This window comes from Sanguibacter antarcticus (assembly GCF_002564005.1).
Classification (GTDB): domain Bacteria; phylum Actinomycetota; class Actinomycetes; order Actinomycetales; family Cellulomonadaceae; genus Sanguibacter; species Sanguibacter antarcticus.
The window spans coordinates 2493159-2509043 of the sequence record NZ_PDJG01000001.1; the positions used below are offsets into that span (position 1 = coordinate 2493159).

The 15885-nt window shown below is 69.8% G+C and carries 15 protein-coding genes; 4 read left to right on the forward strand and 11 right to left on the reverse strand.

The annotated features are described in order from the left end of the window. Window positions 1–69: 69 nt before the first annotated feature. From ATL42_RS11365 to ATL42_RS11375, 3 genes are all read left to right on the forward strand, one after another. A complete protein-coding gene (locus tag ATL42_RS11365) occupies window positions 70–513 on the forward strand; it encodes a cupin domain-containing protein (protein WP_098455439.1) in 444 nt (147 codons plus the stop codon). Then, entirely contained in the window at window positions 510–1607 is a 1098-nt protein-coding gene (locus ATL42_RS11370; RefSeq protein ID WP_098455440.1) for an acetamidase/formamidase family protein, read from the forward strand. Before ATL42_RS11365 ends, ATL42_RS11370 begins: the two co-directional genes overlap by 4 nt. 87 nt (window positions 1608–1694) lie before the next feature. After that, the gene (locus ATL42_RS11375; protein ID WP_098455441.1) at window positions 1695–2318 is read left to right on the forward strand and encodes a hypothetical protein; all 624 of its coding nucleotides are present in this window, start codon (window positions 1695–1697) and stop codon (window positions 2316–2318) included. Here ATL42_RS11375 and ATL42_RS11380 read toward each other — a convergent pair. The 6 genes from ATL42_RS11380 to ATL42_RS11405 form a co-directional block, all read right to left on the reverse strand. After that, entirely contained in the window at window positions 2315–3295 is a 981-nt protein-coding gene (locus ATL42_RS11380) for a 4Fe-4S dicluster domain-containing protein (protein WP_169925403.1), read from the reverse strand. The genes ATL42_RS11375 and ATL42_RS11380 overlap by 4 nt on opposite strands. Before the next feature lie 13 nt (window positions 3296–3308). Next, a complete protein-coding gene (locus ATL42_RS11385) occupies window positions 3309–3989 on the reverse strand; it encodes a TorD/DmsD family molecular chaperone (protein ID WP_169925404.1) in 681 nt (226 codons plus the stop codon). Between the two features lie 5 nt (window positions 3990–3994). After that, window positions 3995–4945, reverse strand: a complete 951-nt coding sequence (locus ATL42_RS11390) for a dimethyl sulfoxide reductase anchor subunit family protein (protein ID WP_098455444.1) — start codon at window positions 4943–4945, stop codon at window positions 3995–3997. A gap of 1 nt (window position 4946) precedes the next feature. Next, window positions 4947–5561, reverse strand: a complete 615-nt coding sequence (locus ATL42_RS11395) for a DMSO/selenate family reductase complex B subunit (protein ID WP_245862469.1) — start codon at window positions 5559–5561, stop codon at window positions 4947–4949. A gap of 18 nt (window positions 5562–5579) precedes the next feature. Continuing rightward, complete coding sequence (locus ATL42_RS11400) at window positions 5580–8036, reverse strand: DMSO/selenate family reductase complex A subunit (RefSeq protein WP_098455446.1); 2457 nt, start codon at window positions 8034–8036, stop codon at window positions 5580–5582. Window positions 8037–8308: 272 nt separating this feature from the next. Continuing rightward, the gene (locus ATL42_RS11405; protein WP_098455447.1) at window positions 8309–8623 is read right to left on the reverse strand and encodes a DUF6457 domain-containing protein; all 315 of its coding nucleotides are present in this window, start codon (window positions 8621–8623) and stop codon (window positions 8309–8311) included. 132 nt (window positions 8624–8755) lie between these two features. Here ATL42_RS11405 and ATL42_RS11410 point away from each other — a divergent pair, with 132 nt between their 5' ends. After that, complete coding sequence (locus ATL42_RS11410) at window positions 8756–10477, forward strand: hypothetical protein (RefSeq protein ID WP_098455448.1); 1722 nt, start codon at window positions 8756–8758, stop codon at window positions 10475–10477. A 44-nt stretch (window positions 10478–10521) separates the two neighbouring features. On the opposite strand, the gene ATL42_RS11415 is transcribed toward ATL42_RS11410, so the two are convergent. The 5 genes from ATL42_RS11415 to ATL42_RS11435 form a co-directional block, all read right to left on the reverse strand. Continuing rightward, window positions 10522–11316, reverse strand: coding sequence for a creatininase family protein (locus ATL42_RS11415; RefSeq protein WP_098455449.1), 795 nt, complete (start codon window positions 11314–11316; stop codon window positions 10522–10524). 4 nt (window positions 11317–11320) lie between these two features. Beyond that, a complete protein-coding gene (locus ATL42_RS11420) occupies window positions 11321–12691 on the reverse strand; it encodes an FAD-binding oxidoreductase (RefSeq protein WP_098455450.1) in 1371 nt (456 codons plus the stop codon). A gap of 42 nt (window positions 12692–12733) precedes the next feature. Then, complete coding sequence (locus ATL42_RS11425) at window positions 12734–13915, reverse strand: hypothetical protein (RefSeq protein WP_098455451.1); 1182 nt, start codon at window positions 13913–13915, stop codon at window positions 12734–12736. 132 nt (window positions 13916–14047) lie between these two features. Further along, entirely contained in the window at window positions 14048–15106 is a 1059-nt protein-coding gene (locus ATL42_RS11430; RefSeq protein WP_098455452.1) for an ABC transporter permease, read from the reverse strand. Then, window positions 15103–15885, reverse strand: a complete 783-nt coding sequence (locus ATL42_RS11435) for an ABC transporter ATP-binding protein (RefSeq protein ID WP_211281805.1) — start codon at window positions 15883–15885, stop codon at window positions 15103–15105. The genes ATL42_RS11430 and ATL42_RS11435 overlap by 4 nt, the downstream gene beginning before the upstream one ends.

Consider the following 15885-nt stretch of genomic DNA (forward strand, 5'->3'; position numbering starts at 1 on the left):
CCCCGCCCCCAGCCCAGACCGTCTTTCCCGCCCGCGCGCAGACGCGGGAGACCTTCGAGAGGAACCATCATGAGCGGTGCAGCACCCATCGTCCGGAAGCTCACAGACATCCCGGGCTACCTCATCTCCCCCACGGACACCGTGCGTCTCGCCGAGCTCGCCGGCCCCAGCCACGGCACGAGCACCAGCGTCTTCCTCGAGATCTGGGAGCCCGGCGGCGCCCAGCCGCTCAACTCCCACGAGGACTCGGCGGAGATCTTCATCGTCCTCGCCGGGCACGCCGAAGCCCACTCGGACGACGACATGGTCCCGCTCAGCCCCGGAGACGTCCTCATCCTCCAGCCCGGCTCCGAGCACCGGATCATCAACACGTCCGCCACCGAGCGCCTCACCACCATCACCATCATGGCGAACGACGGCGGCTTCGCACAGCTCGTCACGGACGGCACCCCCGTCCCCCTGACCGCCGCCGACCTCGGTGTGCTCGTGCCGTCGCTCGCACCCGTCGCATGACCGCCGCCCCGCAGGCCCGTGCCGTCGGGCGGCTCGCCGCTGCACCGGACACGGTCCTGTGGGGCCGGCTCCCGTGCGCTGACGACCGCCCCGTCGTGACGATCGACGCGGGCGACTCCCTGTGGATCGACACCGTGAGCCACGAGGGCATCCTCGAAGACCAGGGCCGCGACCCCGTGGCGTTCTTCGCCTGCCACGGGATCGCCGCCGCTGACGTGCTGGCCGACGCGGTGCGCGTCGCCGCCGAGGTCGAGCACGACCCCGACGTCGACGGCCCGCACGTGGTCACCGGACCCGTGCGGGTCCGCGGCGCACGGGTCGGCGACATCCTCTCCGTCACCGTCCTCGACCTCGAGATGCGTGCCGGGTACGGCATCGTCTCCAACCGCCACGGGCGCGGCGCCCTGCCCGCGGAGTTCCCGCGCGGCGGGTCGCTCGACCCCGTGTCGATCCTGTGCACGGTCGACCCTGCCGGTTCCTCCGGTCCGGCCGGCGCGCCCGGCGCAAGCGAGCCACGACGCGGGTCCATGCCCGCCGGGCCCGGCGACCACCGCCGCGTGCGGTTCCCCCTGCGACCTTTCCTCGGCACGATGGGCGTCGCCGTCGCCGGCCACGAGCGCGCCCACTCCGTGCCGCCCGGCCCGCACGGCGGCAACATCGACATCTCGCTCCTCGGGGTCGGATCGACCCTTCACATCCCGGTCCAGGTCGACGGCGCCCTCGCGTACGTCGGCGACCCGCACTACGCCCAGGGCGACGGCGAGGTCGCCCTCACCGCCTTCGAGGCACCGCTGCGCGCCCACCTGCGCTTCGACGTCATCCCGCGCGAGGCCTTCGTCGTGCCCCGCACCCTGTGGGCCGAGACGTCCGAGCTGCTCGTGCCGATCGGCCTCGACGCCGACCTCGGCGAAGCGATGCGCGCCGCGACCCGGGCCGCCGTCAACCTCCTCGCCGACGCCGGGATGGACCCGTCGTACGCGTACGCCTACCTGTCTGCCGCCGGAGACTTCGCAGTCTCCCAGGTGGTCGACCGCGTGTGCGGCGTGCACGGCACGATCCGCAAGGCCGACCTCGTCGAGCTGCTGCAGATCTGACCGGGCATACCCTCGGACGATGGAGCCTGTGAGAAGCACCCCGCCCGGCCGTCCGGGCGCACCCGACCGTGCCGCGACGGAGCCCTCGTGACCAGCCCCGTCCTGCCTGCCGTCTTCCTCGCCAAGGTCGTCCAGACCGCGGGCGACCGCGCCGCGAGCTGGGACGCGGTGGCCGATGTGCTCTCCCCGCCGGACGCGGCGCTCGTCGAGCGTCTGCGGTCGGGCGCGCTCACCGAGGTGTGGCGCCAGGGCTCGAGCTGGCTCGGCGACGACGTGCACGTGCTCACGGCGGACCTCATGAGCCTCGACGTGTACTCCCGGGCCGCCTCCCGACGCGACCCGGCCGATGACCTCGCGGACCTGCTCGCCGACCACGAGTCCCTGGTCGCCCGCGACGCAGGCGTCGTCGCACCCGTCCGCGACCTCGCCGCCCTCTGCCGCGAGGAAGCGATCGCCTGGGCGCAGGGAGACCCGGTGCACGCCAAGTCCCTGCGCGTCGCGCAGCACGACCTCGTCTCGAGCAGGCTCGTGCCGGCGCTCCCCGAGCTCGGTGGCCGCCTCGTGCGGGACGCCCGAGCGAACGTCTGGCGCGTGCTCGGGCGGCTGGTCCTCGCGATCCTCTCCGCAGACACGGGCAAGGACTTCCGGCGCGCCGTCCTGGGCGCGGCTGCCGACCGCGCAGGACGCAGGCCGGACAGCACCACCGACTAGACCGCAGGGGCCTCGTACCCGGGCGGGAGCCGAGACGCGAACGGGTTGAGACGTCGGTAAGCGCACACCGGGCACAGGCTGCTGGCGTCGGTCGTCGGGAACCGTGCAGAGCACCGGGAGCACTCCTTCGTCGTGAGCGACGCGACAGGCGCGGACCTCGGCACGTCGACCCGGGAGAGCACCTCGTCCCAGCCCCACGCGCCCGTGACCGTCAGCACGTCCTCCGGGCAGAGGTCCACGCACCGCAGGCAACCGTCGCAGGCGACCGGGTCCTGGAGCAGGCTCGTGACCAGCGGGCCGACGTCCTGGCGGACGTCCTGGCGGGCATCCTCCCCGCCGAAGAACCTCAGGCTCAGGGCGTCCGTCGGGCACGCTCGCACACAGACACCGCACGCGGTGCACCCGTGCGCGCCGAGCCGGACCGCGTCCGCAGCCGCGTCCAGACCGTCGCGACGGTCCGGTGGGACGAGCTCGGCGAGCGCCGCGCTCAGCAGCCGAGGGCCCGACGGGGCCGCGACCGGTGCCGCGAGGTCCGCGTCCGAGGCCGCACCCAGCCCGAAGACGCTGCGGCGGGCGACCGGCAGGTGTACGGCGTCGAGCACCGGGCGTGGTGCCGGGGCGCGTGGGCCGCCGGAGACGTCAGTCGCGTCCGGTGCGCCTGGACCGTGAACGTCCTGGACCTGCAGCCGAGGCACGCCCGCAGCGGCGAGGAGGTGGGCCACCGTCGCGAGGTGCTCGGTGCTGGTCTCCAGCTCGTCGCACCCGTCCGTGCGCACGAGGACCGTCGCCGCGCCGGCGGTGAGCAGCTCGAGCACCGCGGACGCCGAGACGTCGCGGAGGCACGCAGGCAGCCGCACGACCGTGCGAGAGGGATCCCCCTGGGAGGGGTCGTCGTGCTCGACGCACACGATCTCGAGGTCGAGACCAGCAGGCTGGTGCGCGACCCATCGCGCGAGCGCGTCTGCCGGCCCGCTCACCGTCCGGACCGCCTCAGGACCTGAAGGTGCGCTCGGCGTCAGCCAGCGCACCGAGCCCGAGCAGGCCCACCCCGCGGTAGAAGCACGTCGCGGCCTCTGACTCCACGAGCGTGAAGCACTGCGGTCCCCACGCCAGCAGGTGCTCGTCGAGGAACGTCGCGATCCCGGTGACCAGACGCAGCAGCTCGGTGTCGTCCTGGGTGTCGAGCGCGTCGAGACCGCGGACGCAGAGCTCGGCGACGAAGCCCGTCTCGAGCCCGATGTGGTCGTCAGGCTCCTGGTTGAGGCGCGGTGCCGCCAGGCCGAACTCTGCGTAGGCGGCACGCACGAGGAAGGTGTCCTGCTCGAAGATGAGCCGGTCTTTCGAGCGGTGGACGGACTCGTACGGGGCAGCGGGCATGCGCTCGGGCCCGACGAAGAGCCGCGTGAAGTCACGCCTGACGTCGCGGGCGTCCTCGCCCGTGCTCGCAGCCTCGATCAGCTGACGCACCCCGTCCCGGGTCTCCGGGGACGGGAGCGACGGCCACTGCGCCAGGAGGTCCTCGTCGCGCAGCTGGCCGAGCACCTCCTCGAGCGGGGGTGCGAGCAGCACGCGCGAGAGCGTGGTGAAGACCGCAGCCGTCCGGTCGAGGTCGTCTGCGAGACCAGCCCTGTCCTCGAGGAGGTCGCTCACGGTGCAGGTCACGCTCGTCACGGCGTTCACATCCCGATCCGGAACATGGAGTCGTAGAAGAGAGACCGACCGATGAGCTCACCGACCAGCACGAGCGCGAACGACGAGCTCACGAGGATCGCGAGCGGGCGTGCGGTCGAGGCGCTGCTCGCGTACCGGAACAAGAACACGGAGAGGAGGCCCGCCCCGAGGAAGACGAGCACGAGCCGGGCCACGAACCACCCACCGCTGAAGACCGCCGCAGACTGACCGGCGACGTCACCGGCGCCAGACAGCTCGGAGAGGTGCAGGGCGATGATGATGAACTCGATGCCGAGCAAGACGATCGCTGCGACGCCGATCCCCTTGAGCGACGAGGTGAGCACCGTGCGAGACGTCGTGTCGACGACTGTCTGCTCCGCACCCACGACTCCGTCAGCGTCGCGGGACGCGACCCTGATCCGCCACATGACAGCGCCCATGAGCGCCGCACCGACAGCCAGCGCCCCGAGCAGGAACGTGGTGGTGAAGAACTGCGCCGGGGTCGCGAGGGTGTGCCATGCAGGGACCGTGACGAGGGAGTAGTAGATCATCGACATCGAGCCGACGAGCACGAGACCCACCACCGCGGTCACGAGCGCGAGCGCCTGACGCTGGCGGACGCTGCCGAGCTTCTTCCACTGGAGGAACGCGAACACGAAGCCGAGCCCCGCGAAGCCGGTGCCGAGGAGGATCTCCCGGGTGAGCCACGACGAGTCGACGTTCCGCAGCACGTTGAGCGTGTGCATCGGGTCGTTCATGTGGAACATCGAGGCCACGAGCCCGAGGACCATGGCCGGACCGATCGCGTAGAGCGCAGGGTCGGTGACCTTGTCGATCGCGTCGGACCCGAAACGCCGCGCGGCGACGATCTGGATGATGCCGAGGACCACGAAAGCGCCGACGCTCATCTGCGCGAGGGTCGTGAACATGATCATCGGCAGTTCGTGGACGTTCATCTCACAGCTCCTCAGGGTTGATGATCGCGCCCGTTCCCTGACCGGTCGGCTGTGCGTCACGGTGGGGGACGATGACGAGCCGCGGACGGGTGATGGCGGGGTCAGGGAGCGGCTCAACCCCGGCGAGCGTGCCGTGCTCTGCACGCAGCTCGTCGATCGGCCCCCAGCCGAGCGCACGGGACGGGCACGCGGCCACGCAGGCTGGGTCCTCGCCCTCGGCCCGGTAGTCCGCGCACATGTCGCACTTGGTCATGTGCCCGCTGCTCGGGTCGAACTGCGGGGCCGAGTACGGGCAGGCCCACTCGCAGTACCGGCAGCCGACGCACTTGTCCTGGTCGATCGAGACGATCCCGTCCTCACCGACGTGCATCGCTGTGGTGGGGCAGACCTTCACGCAGATCGGGTCCTCGCAGTGGTTGCAGGACATCGAGGTGAAGTAGGAGAAGACGTTGGGCACGACGGTGTCGCCGTCCTGCTGCCACGTGCCGCCGGTGTACTCGGCGACACGTCGCCACGTGACCCCCACGGGCAGGTCGTGCTTGTCCTTGCAGGCTACCGAGCAGGCTTTGCAGCCGTTGCACAGGGTCTGGTCGAAGCTGAATCCGAGCTTGTCCACAATGGTCCTGTCTTACCGTCAGGCTTTTTTCAGCTGGGCGAGTGTCGTGTGCTGGGCGTTGCCCTTCGCGATGGGCGACGCGTGCCAGCTCGTGAGGGTGTTGACCGACCCACCCATGTCGACACCGTCGGTGTCAGGCTTGAACCATGCCCCTTGGGGCACGGAGAGGACGCCGGGCATGATGCGCGCGGTCACGCGTGCGGGAAGACGAAGGCGGCCACGGTCGTTGAAGACCTCGACCAGATCGTCGTTGGCGACGCCGCGGGCCTCGGCGTCGATCGTGTTGATCCACACCACCTGCGGGTGCGCTTCCTTCATCCAGTCGACGTTGCCGTAGGTCGAGTGGGTGCGCTGCTTGAAGTGGTGGCCGATCACCTGCAGCGGGAAGTCCGTGTTGGTGCGTGCTTCCTCTGGGCCTTCCCAGGTGCTCAGCTGCTCCGGGAGCGCGGTGATCCTGTCGCCTTCTGGCAGCTCCCACGTCTGGGAGAGCTCCCACAGCGGCTTGGAGAAGATGTCGATCTTCCCGGACTCCGTCGCGAGCGGGTTGGCGACGGGATCGGCACGGAAGTCGGTCAGACCGATGTAGCTCTCGCCCTCGACCTTCCAGACGCCCAGCTCACGGAGGTCGTCGAACTCGGGCAGGTCGGGGATCGCCTCACGGCTCTCGTCGACGACCTGGCGGACCCAGTCTTCCTGCGTCTTGCCCTCGGTGAACTCCTTCTCGACCCCGAGACGGACAGCGATCTCGCTCATCATCTCGTAGATGGTCTTGCAGTCGTAGAGCGGCTCGATCGCCTTGTCGGCCACGATCGCGTAGCCCATGTTGCCAGCGCTGCCCTGGTGCACCACGTCGAGCTGTTCCGCGTTGGACACGTCCGGCAGGAGGATGTCCGCGTACCGCGCCGAGACGGTCATCTGGTTGTCGATCACGACGATCATCTCGCACAGCGAGTCGTCTTCCAGGAGGGCGACCGTGCGGTTGATGTCACCGTGCTGGTTGGTCAGCGCGTTGCCCGCGTACTGCCAGACCATCTTGATGCCGGTGTCGAGCTTGTCCTTGCCGCGCACACCGTCCCGGAGCGCCGTCATCTCTGCACCGTGCTCGATGGCGTCGGTCCAGGAGAACACGGAGATCGCGGTCTCGACCGGGTTCTCCATGACGAACGGGTTCGCCATCGGCAGGCTGTAGCTGCCCTCGCGCTCGCCGGTCCCGCCGCCCGGGACACCGACGGACCCGGTCATGGCGGCCAGCGTGAAGATCGCACGTGCCTGGTTCTCGCCGTTGGCGTGCCGCTGCGGTCCCCACCCCTGGGTGATGTGCACCGGGCGTGCACGACCGATCTCGCGGCCGAGCTGGACGAGCGTGCTCGCCGGGACGCCGGTGAGAGACGCTGCCCACTCCGGGGTCTTCTCGATCCCGTCGGGGCCGGTGCCGAGGACGTAGCTGCGGTACGAGTTGCCGGCGGGGATCCCCTCAGGCATGTGGTCCTCGTCGAAGCCCTGGCAGTACGTGTCGAGGAACTCTTGGTCCTGGAGGTCCTCGGAGATCATCACGTGCGCGATCGCGGCCACGAGAGCGGCGTCGGTCCCCGGTCGCGGGGCGATCCACTGGTCACCGATGCCGAGCGCGGTCTCGGAGTACCGCGGGTCGATGACGATCGTGCGCACGTTGTGCAGCTTCTTGGTCTGCTGCGTCACGAAGGTCTCGCCGCCGCCGCTCATCCGGGTCTCGAGCGGGTTGTTGCCGAACATCACCTGCAGCTGAGAGTTCTTGGCGTCGTCGAAGCTGTTCGAGCCGATCCAGCCGCCGTAGTGGTACTCGGCTGCGCCGGCGATCTGCGCCGAGGAGTAGTCCCCGTAGTGGTTGAGGTAGCCGCCGACACAGTTCATCAGGCGGGCGACCGGGGTGTCGCTCGGGGGCCAGCTGCGGGTGATCGTGCCACCGAGCGTCCCGGTCCCGTAGTTGAGGTAGATCGACTCGTTGCCGTGGTCCTTGATGAGCCGCGTGATCGTCGTCGCGATCTCGTCGTAGGCCTCGTCCCAGGTGATCTCGTCCCACTGGCCGGCGCCGCGCTTGGTGCCGGCACGACGGCGCATGGGGGTCTTGAGCCGGTCCGGGTTGTAGATGCGGTGGCGGATCGAGCGACCACGGACGCACGCACGGATCTGCTGCGTCCCGATCGAGTCGTCCCCCGTGTCGTCTGCGAGGACGCGGGCGATCTGACCGTCCTTGACGACCATGCGCAACGGGCAGCGGGACCCGCAGTTGACGTTGCAGGAGGACCAGACGATCGCGTCCTCGTCGGCAGGGACGAGGCCGACAGCGTTCTCGCTCCCGATCCCGGGCAGCGCAGCGCTGCTGTAGACGCCTGCACCGACGAGGGCTGCCCCACCTCCGACCGCGGCGCTCCACTTGAGGACGGAGCGTCGAGAGACGCCGCCCGTCACTGTTGGTTCGACGTCCTTGGTCTCCATCAACGCTCCCAGGGTCACGCAACGATCCGAATGACCCTCAGTCCACAGCATGTTTTTGAACTTTTAAGTACCGAAGGTCCTTGGCGGACGACGAGCGGCGTCTCCCCCGCCTCGCGGGGGAGCCACGATCGAGCGGTGTGCACGGATCCGCAGCACGACAGGCGCGGCGAACCCACCGATGTTCATCCGCACCGATGAGAAAGGTGCCGCTTATGCGGGGTTTAGGACGCGGCGATCAGCCGCGCTCGCGATGGATGTGACGACTTTTCAGGTCATTCCTGGCCGCGGTCCGCCCAGCGACCCGCCAGGGCGCTCGTCTGCTCTGCTGCGTCACGCACCGCCGCGGCGAGGTCCTCACCGTCAGCAGCACGCTGAGCCGCAGCGAGCCCGACGAGGTAGGTGCTCAGCGGGGCTGCCGGGCGCGCCACGTCGTGGGCCACGTCCCGCGCCACGTCGAGGATCGTCGCGGTCGGCACGAGCGAGGGATCGACACCGAGCTCAGCAGCCAGGGCAGCGAGCCACTCGTCGAGAGCCTCCGGAGGCAGCGTGCGGCTCGTGGGTGCTGCAGGGGTCTCGGAGCTCGTCATCGTGTGCTCTCTCTCGCCAGGTCGGGGTGTCCTTCGACTATGCCACGCGCACCGGCGGCGCCGTGCGCTGTCCGGTTCCGCCGCGCGCCGTCCGGTAGTGTCGCCGTCACCGCCCCCGACCAGAGGACCGTCGTGATCGTGCAGCCCGTCGGAGCGCCCGCCGGGCGAGGTGCGCACGGTTCCCTTCGACGGCCACCGAGCGGGCCGCTCTTCCCCGTCCGATACACGCCCGCGGACCCGATCGTCGGGATGCTCGTCCTGCTCGGCGTCGGCGCGCTGTCCATCGCCGGCTCCGTCGCCACCGGCGCTCTCGGCTGGCTCCTCGTCGGGATCCCCCTCGTCCTGCTCGTGGTGGTCGTCGCCGCACGCTGGGTGCTCCGGGCCCGCAACCTGCCCCGCCTGCCGGCACCAGCGGTCCGCCGTATCGGTGGCACCGCCTGGACCGCCGTCCTTCCTGAGCCGTCGGAGCGCGTGCTGCAGCTCGCGACGATGCTCGTCAGCGTCGTCCCGTTCGTCTGGGGTGCCGCTCTCGTGGCCGCACAGTCGCCGGGGGCTGCGGTGCTCCTCCTGCTCGTCCCGCTCTCTGCCGCACGGGCCACGCTGCGCATCGCTCGCGGCCGCGCCGTCCCTCTCGTGGCGCTCAGCCCCGACCACCTCATGTATCAGCGCGACGGGCAGCGGTCGGTCCTCCGCTGGGCGGACGTGCTCGACGTCTTCCCCGCGAGCGAGCCAGAGACCGCGACCATCCAGACGAGCAGGGAGGCGATCGAGGTCTCGGGCGCCGGCTCCCGACGCCGGCGCAGGTACCCCGGGCTCGGCTCGAGCAGCATCCTCTTCATCCGGACGCAGGACCTCGCGCTCGACGGCCCCAGCCTCTCGTCGGTGCTCGCGCACTACGTCGCGTCGCCCGCGGAACGGTCCGACCTCGGCACAGCACGGAGCCTGCCGACGATCGACCGGCTCGAGCGCGCCACGCCTGTTCTCCCGGCGAGCAGACCGACGCTCGCTCTCGCCCCGAGGGCGTCCGGGGCCCGCCCCGTCCGGCGACGTCCCGGAGAACCGACCGGAGCACCGGGCCTCGTCCTCGCAGCAGCCGCGGTCGCGCTCGGGCTCGTCCTCGTCGTCTCCGCACAGAACGACGGGGCAGACGGCAACGCATGGCTGGGAGGCTTGCTCGCCGCCGCGGGACTCTCGACCCCCGTCGCACGGCTCCTGCGCCACGGGCGCCGGTCACCGCCCCCACCACGCCTGCGGACCAGCGGCGTGCGGCAGAGCACGATTGTCGAACGCGACCCCGTGCGGTTCTACGCCGGCTTCGTGCCCTATGTCGTGTGCGCGGCGTACACCGCCGTCTGGGCCGTGCTGGCAGGGCCCTCCGACGCAGCGACCGGGTCGACGATCACTCTCGTCGCGCTGGTTCTCGCCGGCCCGCTCGGCGTCCTCGCGACGCGAAGCCTCACCCCCGGGTCCCTGGTGCTCGACGACGTGGGTGTCGTCTACCGGTCGCGAGGGCAGCGCTCCCGCATCCGCTGGGACGAGATCGGGCACGTCTTCGTGGGAGACGACCCGACGTCCGTGCACGTGCTCTCCCGGTCAGGCACATGGTTCCGGCACATCAACACCCCAGGATTATGGTCCAGCGAGGGCGGGGTGACACCGGGCTCCGCCACCGTCGCTACCGACGGGATGTGCCTCGACGGGCCAGGCCTCGCCACGCTCCTGCACGCCTGCGCCGAGTCGGCCGAACGCCGACGCGAGCTCGGCACCGACGCGAGCCTCCGGTTCGTCGACCGGCTCCTGAACGACGAGCAGCGAGCCCGGCGGGTCATCCAGACTCGCGGCGACGGCACCTGAGGTCGGGTCCAGATCCCAGGTGCCGACAGGTCACCGCAGACGCGTCACCCGATGGTGAAGTGGCTCGCCTCCGTGATCGCGGCGGCGCACCGCTCGACCGCGCCTTCGACGAGGATCTTGCCGATGTCGGCTGTCGCCCCCGTCGGGTCGCCGATGACGCCTCCCGGACCGAAGTCGTCAGACGTCCAGCCGAAGCTCACCGGCTTGCCGAAGCCGATGTACTTGTACTCCGCCATGGCGTCGGGCACCTGACGGGTAGCCCTGTCCATGTGGACGAGGTCCGGGCGCAGGTGGAGCACCATGGACGTCTCGCTGTGACCACCGTGGACCCCGAAACCGTTCTCGGTGTCCACGCCGTCCACACCACCCTGGTCCTTGGGGAAGGACGGGTGCGCGAAGAACGTCATGAGGCCGAAGCGGCGGTGCAGCTCGCGGCACGCCACCTGGCCGAGAGCCGAGTTGCCGCCGTGGCCGTTGATGAACATGATCCGCTTCACCGGGGTGTTCGCGAGCGAACGGCCGATGTCGATGAGCGTGTTCATGAGCGTCTCCCACGACAACCAGATGGTTCCCGGCGCCCAGTGGTGCTCGTCAGACTTCGTGTACGCGAGACCTGGCAGGAGGACGACGCTCGCCGACCCCGCCGCCGCGACCGTCGCGACCGCGGCCTCCGCGACGCTCGTCGCGACGAGGTAGTCGGTCGAGACGGGCAGGTGTGCACCGTGCTGCTCGATCGCACCGAGCGGCAAGACCGCCACGGTATCCGTGGGCAGCGCGGCGACCTCTTCGAACGTCAGGTCGATGAAGCTCGGCGCCTTGGGGGGGCTCAGCTCGGCCATCGGGCTAGGAGCTGAGAACGGTTGTGCGGGCAATGAGCACCTCGTTCCTCGTGTCGGCCTGAGGAGGCACGACAGCGTCGCGGTCGAGCTTGCCCTGGTTGAGCAAGCCCTTGGGGTCGGTCGTGGGAACGGTGGCGATCGCTTCGGCGACGTGCCGGTCGACCGCCCACTGGTGCGGGCTGTGGAAGCCGATACCGAGCTCCTCGAGCTTTGGGAACCCGGCGAGCACCTGGGCCTCGGACTCGTAGTCCGCCACGTACATGGCCATCGGAGCCTCGACGCGCAGCTCCATGTGGATCATCGACCCGGGGTACACCGTGCGGACGCTCTCCGGCGAGTCCCAGAGCGGCAGCCCGCCGACCTCCACGTGGAAGCAGTTCCGGCCAGACTTCTGGAGGAAGTACACCGGGTGGTTGTAGGACATCGACGAGAGACGGTCGCACTCCGCATAGTCCTCGAAGACCGCGACGACCTCACCGCTGCCCTCGACGACGAGGTCGGCGGCCTCCTCGACGGTGGACGCCTCGAGGATGATGCGCAGGCTCGTCTTCGTCGCATCGAGCGGGAGCGCCGCCGGGAGCGTCGCCACGAGGCCAGGCTCGTCGAGGGACGCGAGCCGTGGCAGCACGGACAGGCCAGGCAGTGCACGGTGCACCGCGAGCGCCTTGTCGTAGTCCGTGAAAGACGCGTACATCGCGACCCAGTCCCGTGCCGGGCTGCAGCGGAGCGTGATCTCCGTGGCGACGCCCGTGACGCCGTACGTGTGGACGTACGGGATCGTGGCCTCGCCCTCGACGTGAAACGTCTCACCGCTCCCGTCGCAGGGTGCGATCGTCATGGCGGCCACGAAACCGTCGGCCGTCGTGCCGAACTCGATGGTGCCGGCGCCGGCGCTCCCGCCGGCGACGAACCCGCCCACCGTCGAGCCCTTCGTGGACGGGAACATCCACAGGTCCTGACCGCTCGCGCGGACAGCGTCGTCGACAGCGGTGAGCTTGGCACCCGCCTGGGCGACGACATAGCCGTCGCCCACCTCGACGATCGCGTCGAGGCCACGCAGATCGAGGACTGCACCACCCGTGAAAGGCGTCGCCTGCCCGTAGTTCCCGGTCCCCGCGCCTCGCGGGACCACCGGGACGTCGTGCTCGAACGCCAGCTTGAGGAACGCGGGCACCTGCTCGGCCGACGTGGGGCGCACCACGAGGTCCGCGGGGAACCGGCCGGGCGGAAGCTTCTCCTGGAGGATCGGAGACATCCGGGACCAGTCGGACGAGCACTTGAGGATGAGGTCCGGGTCGGTGCTGGCGATCCCTTCGCCGAGCTCGTTCGTGACGAGCTCGGCGAAGGCTGCCGCACTCTCAGGGGTGAGAGTCATGTCAGTCCTGTCTGGTGGAGACGTGTGCGGAAGGGCGACGAGTCAGCCGAAGGTGATCGACGTGTCGAGGAACTCGTTGGTGAAGAGGTCCGAGGGGACGATGTCTTCCTGGAGCTCGGTGCCGCTCTCCTCGAGGATCGGGCCGAAGAGGTCGATGACGCCCTGGATGCGGTCCTCGTCCATGCCGCCGAAGATGCCGGACGTGTCGGTCTGGATGACGCCGAGGTCGAGCATCTCGTCGTGGGAGAAGTCCGCGACGCCCTTGGAGTAGACCCAGCCCGTGTTGTACGTCTCCACGAGCTCGACGATGAGGTCGTTCGTGAAGTCGGGTGCGTCGAGGTAGTCGATCTGGGCCTGCTGGAGGATCGGGACGAGCTTGGTGAGGCAGGGGGCGAGCTCCTCGAGCTCACCCGTGCGGACGGTCAGCGGCTCGGGGTACACGGTGTAGCCGACCTCGGAGACGAGCTGGTAGGTGATCGGCTTGCCCCACGCGGAGATCTCGTTCTCGTAGACGTACGGCTCGGCGGTCGCGAATCCCTGCTGGGCGATCGTCGGGTCGCCGACGAACCGGGACGGGTCGCCGTTGTAGCTCGCGTCGATCTGGTCGGCGGGGACGGTGCCGTTCCCGGAGAGCATGGACCCGAGGTTGCTGCCACCGCCGGAGACGACGATCGAGGCACCCTGCTCGGCGATCTCAGCGATCGTCGTGGCGCCCGGGTAGGACTCCGGGTCCCACATGATGACCTGCGGGCTCATGTTGAGCTGTGCGACGACGGCCGTCACCGGCTGGTCCATCGAGGAGGCGAGCCCGGCGTCCGTGGTGACCGCACCGAGCATGATGTCCGTGTCGACGTACATCTGCGACGAGACCGACTGGTAGCTGATCGCGGCGCCGCCGGGACGGACCTCGATCTCGACGCCCGTGTCCACGCCTTGCGCGACGAGCGAGCCGGAGACGCGCTTCTTGTCGGCGTCGACCGTGTAGTCGGCTCCGACGAGGGAGTACATGCCGGAGTGCTCAGCCTCAGGCTCCCAGTCCTGCTGCATGACGATGGTCGCGGGGCACACGTCGGACAGGTCGAGAGCGGATCCGCTCTCGGCGGTCTCGACGTCGAGCGATGCTGCTGCTACCTCGTCGTCGCCCGACGAGCACGCCGTGAGGGCGAGCAGCGAGGTGAGCGTGAGCACGGAACCAGCGGTGAGGAGGGACTTGGAACGCTTCATGGTGCATCTCCTTGGGGCGGGGAGGGAGAGCTGACGGGGGTGGTTGTTCGTGCGGGGGTGTGGGAGGGAGAACGTCTCGCGGTCGCGAGACGCCGAAGGGGTGGGTTCTCGGGGGTGGCGGGTCCGCGCTGGTCAGCGGCGGACGCCGTACCAGCGGGCCATGACGGCCTTGTCGATCACGGTGAAGAACGCGAAGACGGCGACCCCGAAGAGGCTGGCGATGCCGATGGCGGTGAGCAGGTTCTCCGACTCGACCCGCGCCCGGTAGACGTCGAGCAGGCTCCCGATGCCGGGGGCGCCCTGCCGGAAGAACATGTCGCCGACGATCGCACCGATGACCGCGAGGCCGGCAGAGATCTTGAGCCCGGCGAAGATCGACGGGACGGCTGCGGGCATCTGCAGCTTCCAGAGCCGTTGGGCCCGGGTGGCCTTGTTGAGCGTGAAGAGGTCGTGCGCCGCAGCGTCGGCGGACTGCAGGCCGAACAGCGTGTTCGAGATCATCGGGAAGAGCGCGATGATCACGCAGACGATGACCCGGGACGTGAACCCGAAGCCGAACCACAGACCGATGAGCGGCACGAGGGCGAGGACCGGGATCGTCTGCAGGACGACCGCGTACGGGTAGAGGAACTTCTCGACCCAGCCCGCCTGGCTCATGACGACGGCCTGCGTGATGCCGAGGACGACCGCGATCCCGAGACCGGTGAGCGCCACCTGAGCGGTGAGCGTGAGCGCGTCGAGCATCGGCTGGACCTTGCTCCAGTCGAGCACCGACTCGGTGAAGACCTGGTGCGGCGGCGGCAGGAGGAATCGGCGGCCTTCCGGCAGCACGACGTAGGAGACGAGGTACCAGAAGCCGATCGCCCCGGCCGCTGCGGCGACGAGCGGCCACACCGAGGAGACGATGCGGGCGAGCAGGCTCGGGCGCGTCGAGCCGGCAGGACGACGGAGGAGACGCAGCGCACGGGGACGCAGCGCGCTCGTGCGCTGCACCCAGGACGAGGTGGTGTCAGCAGCGGTGGCGTCAGAGGTCGTGGTCTCTGAGGTGGTGGTCTCTGAGACTGTCGCCTCCGCTGCGGGAGCCTCAGGTGCGCCAGCCTCGGACGTCGTGCCCTCAGGTGCGACGCCCTCGGCCTCTGGGGCCGTCGAGGACGCGTCGCGCAGGGTGGGGGTGGTGGTCGGGGTGCTCATCGGTGGTCTCCTTCCAGGGCTGCTGAGACCGTGCCGGCCAGCTCGGCGAAAGCAGGGTCGAACCGCAGCTCGGGGGGTCGGGGGTAGGAGAACGGGACGCGGACGTCGGCGACGACCGTTCCCGGTCGCCCGCTCATGACGATGACGCGGTTGCTCAGATAGACGGCCTCAGAGACCGAGTGGGTGATGAACAGACCAGCGAACTGCTTGAGCGCGAACAGCCGCTGCAGCTCCGTCTGCATGTTGAGCCGCGTGATCTCGTCGAGCGCACCGAACGGCTCGTCGAAGAGAAAGAGGTCCGGCTCGGCGACGAGCGCCCGGGCGAGAGAGACGCGCATGCGCATGCCGCCGGAGAGCTGACGCGGGTACTGCTTCTCGAACCCGTCCAGCCCGACGAGCGACAACGCCTCCTGGGCTGCCTTGCGCCGGTCGATCTTCGACTTGCTGCGCAGCTCGCCGATGAGCTCGACGTTCTTCTGCGCGGTCCGCCACTGCAGGAGCGTCGGGTCCTGGAAGACATAGCTCGTGGAGTCGGTGTTCACCTCGACGAGGCCGGTCGTCGCCGCGTCGAGACCGGAGGCGAGCCGCAGGAGCGTGGACTTCCCGCACCCGGACGGCCCGACGACGGACACGAAGTCACCGGCGGCGACGGTGAGACTGACGCCGGTCAGTGCGACGGTCCCGGTCGGGAACGTCTTGGACACGTCCTCCATGACGAGGGTGCGAGTCTTCGAGATGTGCTGGATCCGCGCGGGTGCGGGAGCTTCGACGGTTGCCAT

Bases quoted from the DNA above. Each gene is read 5' to 3' on its own strand.
- ATL42_RS11365 (WP_098455439.1), top strand. From the start codon at position 70: ATGAGCGGTGCAGCACCCATCGTCCGGAAGCTCACAGACATCCCGGGC.
- ATL42_RS11370 (WP_098455440.1), top strand. From the start codon at position 510: ATGACCGCCGCCCCGCAGGCCCGTGCCGTCGGGCGGCTCGCCGCTGCA.
- ATL42_RS11390 (WP_098455444.1), bottom strand. From the start codon at position 4,945: ATGAACGTCCACGAACTGCCGATGATCATGTTCACGACCCTCGCGCAG.
- ATL42_RS11400 (WP_098455446.1), bottom strand. From the start codon at position 8,036: ATGGAGACCAAGGACGTCGAACCAACAGTGACGGGCGGCGTCTCTCGA.
- ATL42_RS11405 (WP_098455447.1), bottom strand. From the start codon at position 8,623: ATGACGAGCTCCGAGACCCCTGCAGCACCCACGAGCCGCACGCTGCCT.
- ATL42_RS11415 (WP_098455449.1), bottom strand. From the start codon at position 11,316: ATGGCCGAGCTGAGCCCCCCCAAGGCGCCGAGCTTCATCGACCTGACG.
- ATL42_RS11420 (WP_098455450.1), bottom strand. From the start codon at position 12,691: ATGACTCTCACCCCTGAGAGTGCGGCAGCCTTCGCCGAGCTCGTCACG.
- ATL42_RS11425 (WP_098455451.1), bottom strand. From the start codon at position 13,915: ATGAAGCGTTCCAAGTCCCTCCTCACCGCTGGTTCCGTGCTCACGCTC.
- ATL42_RS11430 (WP_098455452.1), bottom strand. From the start codon at position 15,106: ATGAGCACCCCGACCACCACCCCCACCCTGCGCGACGCGTCCTCGACG.
- ATL42_RS11435 (WP_211281805.1), bottom strand. From the start codon at position 15,885: ATGGCAACCGTCGAAGCTCCCGCACCCGCGCGGATCCAGCACATCTCG.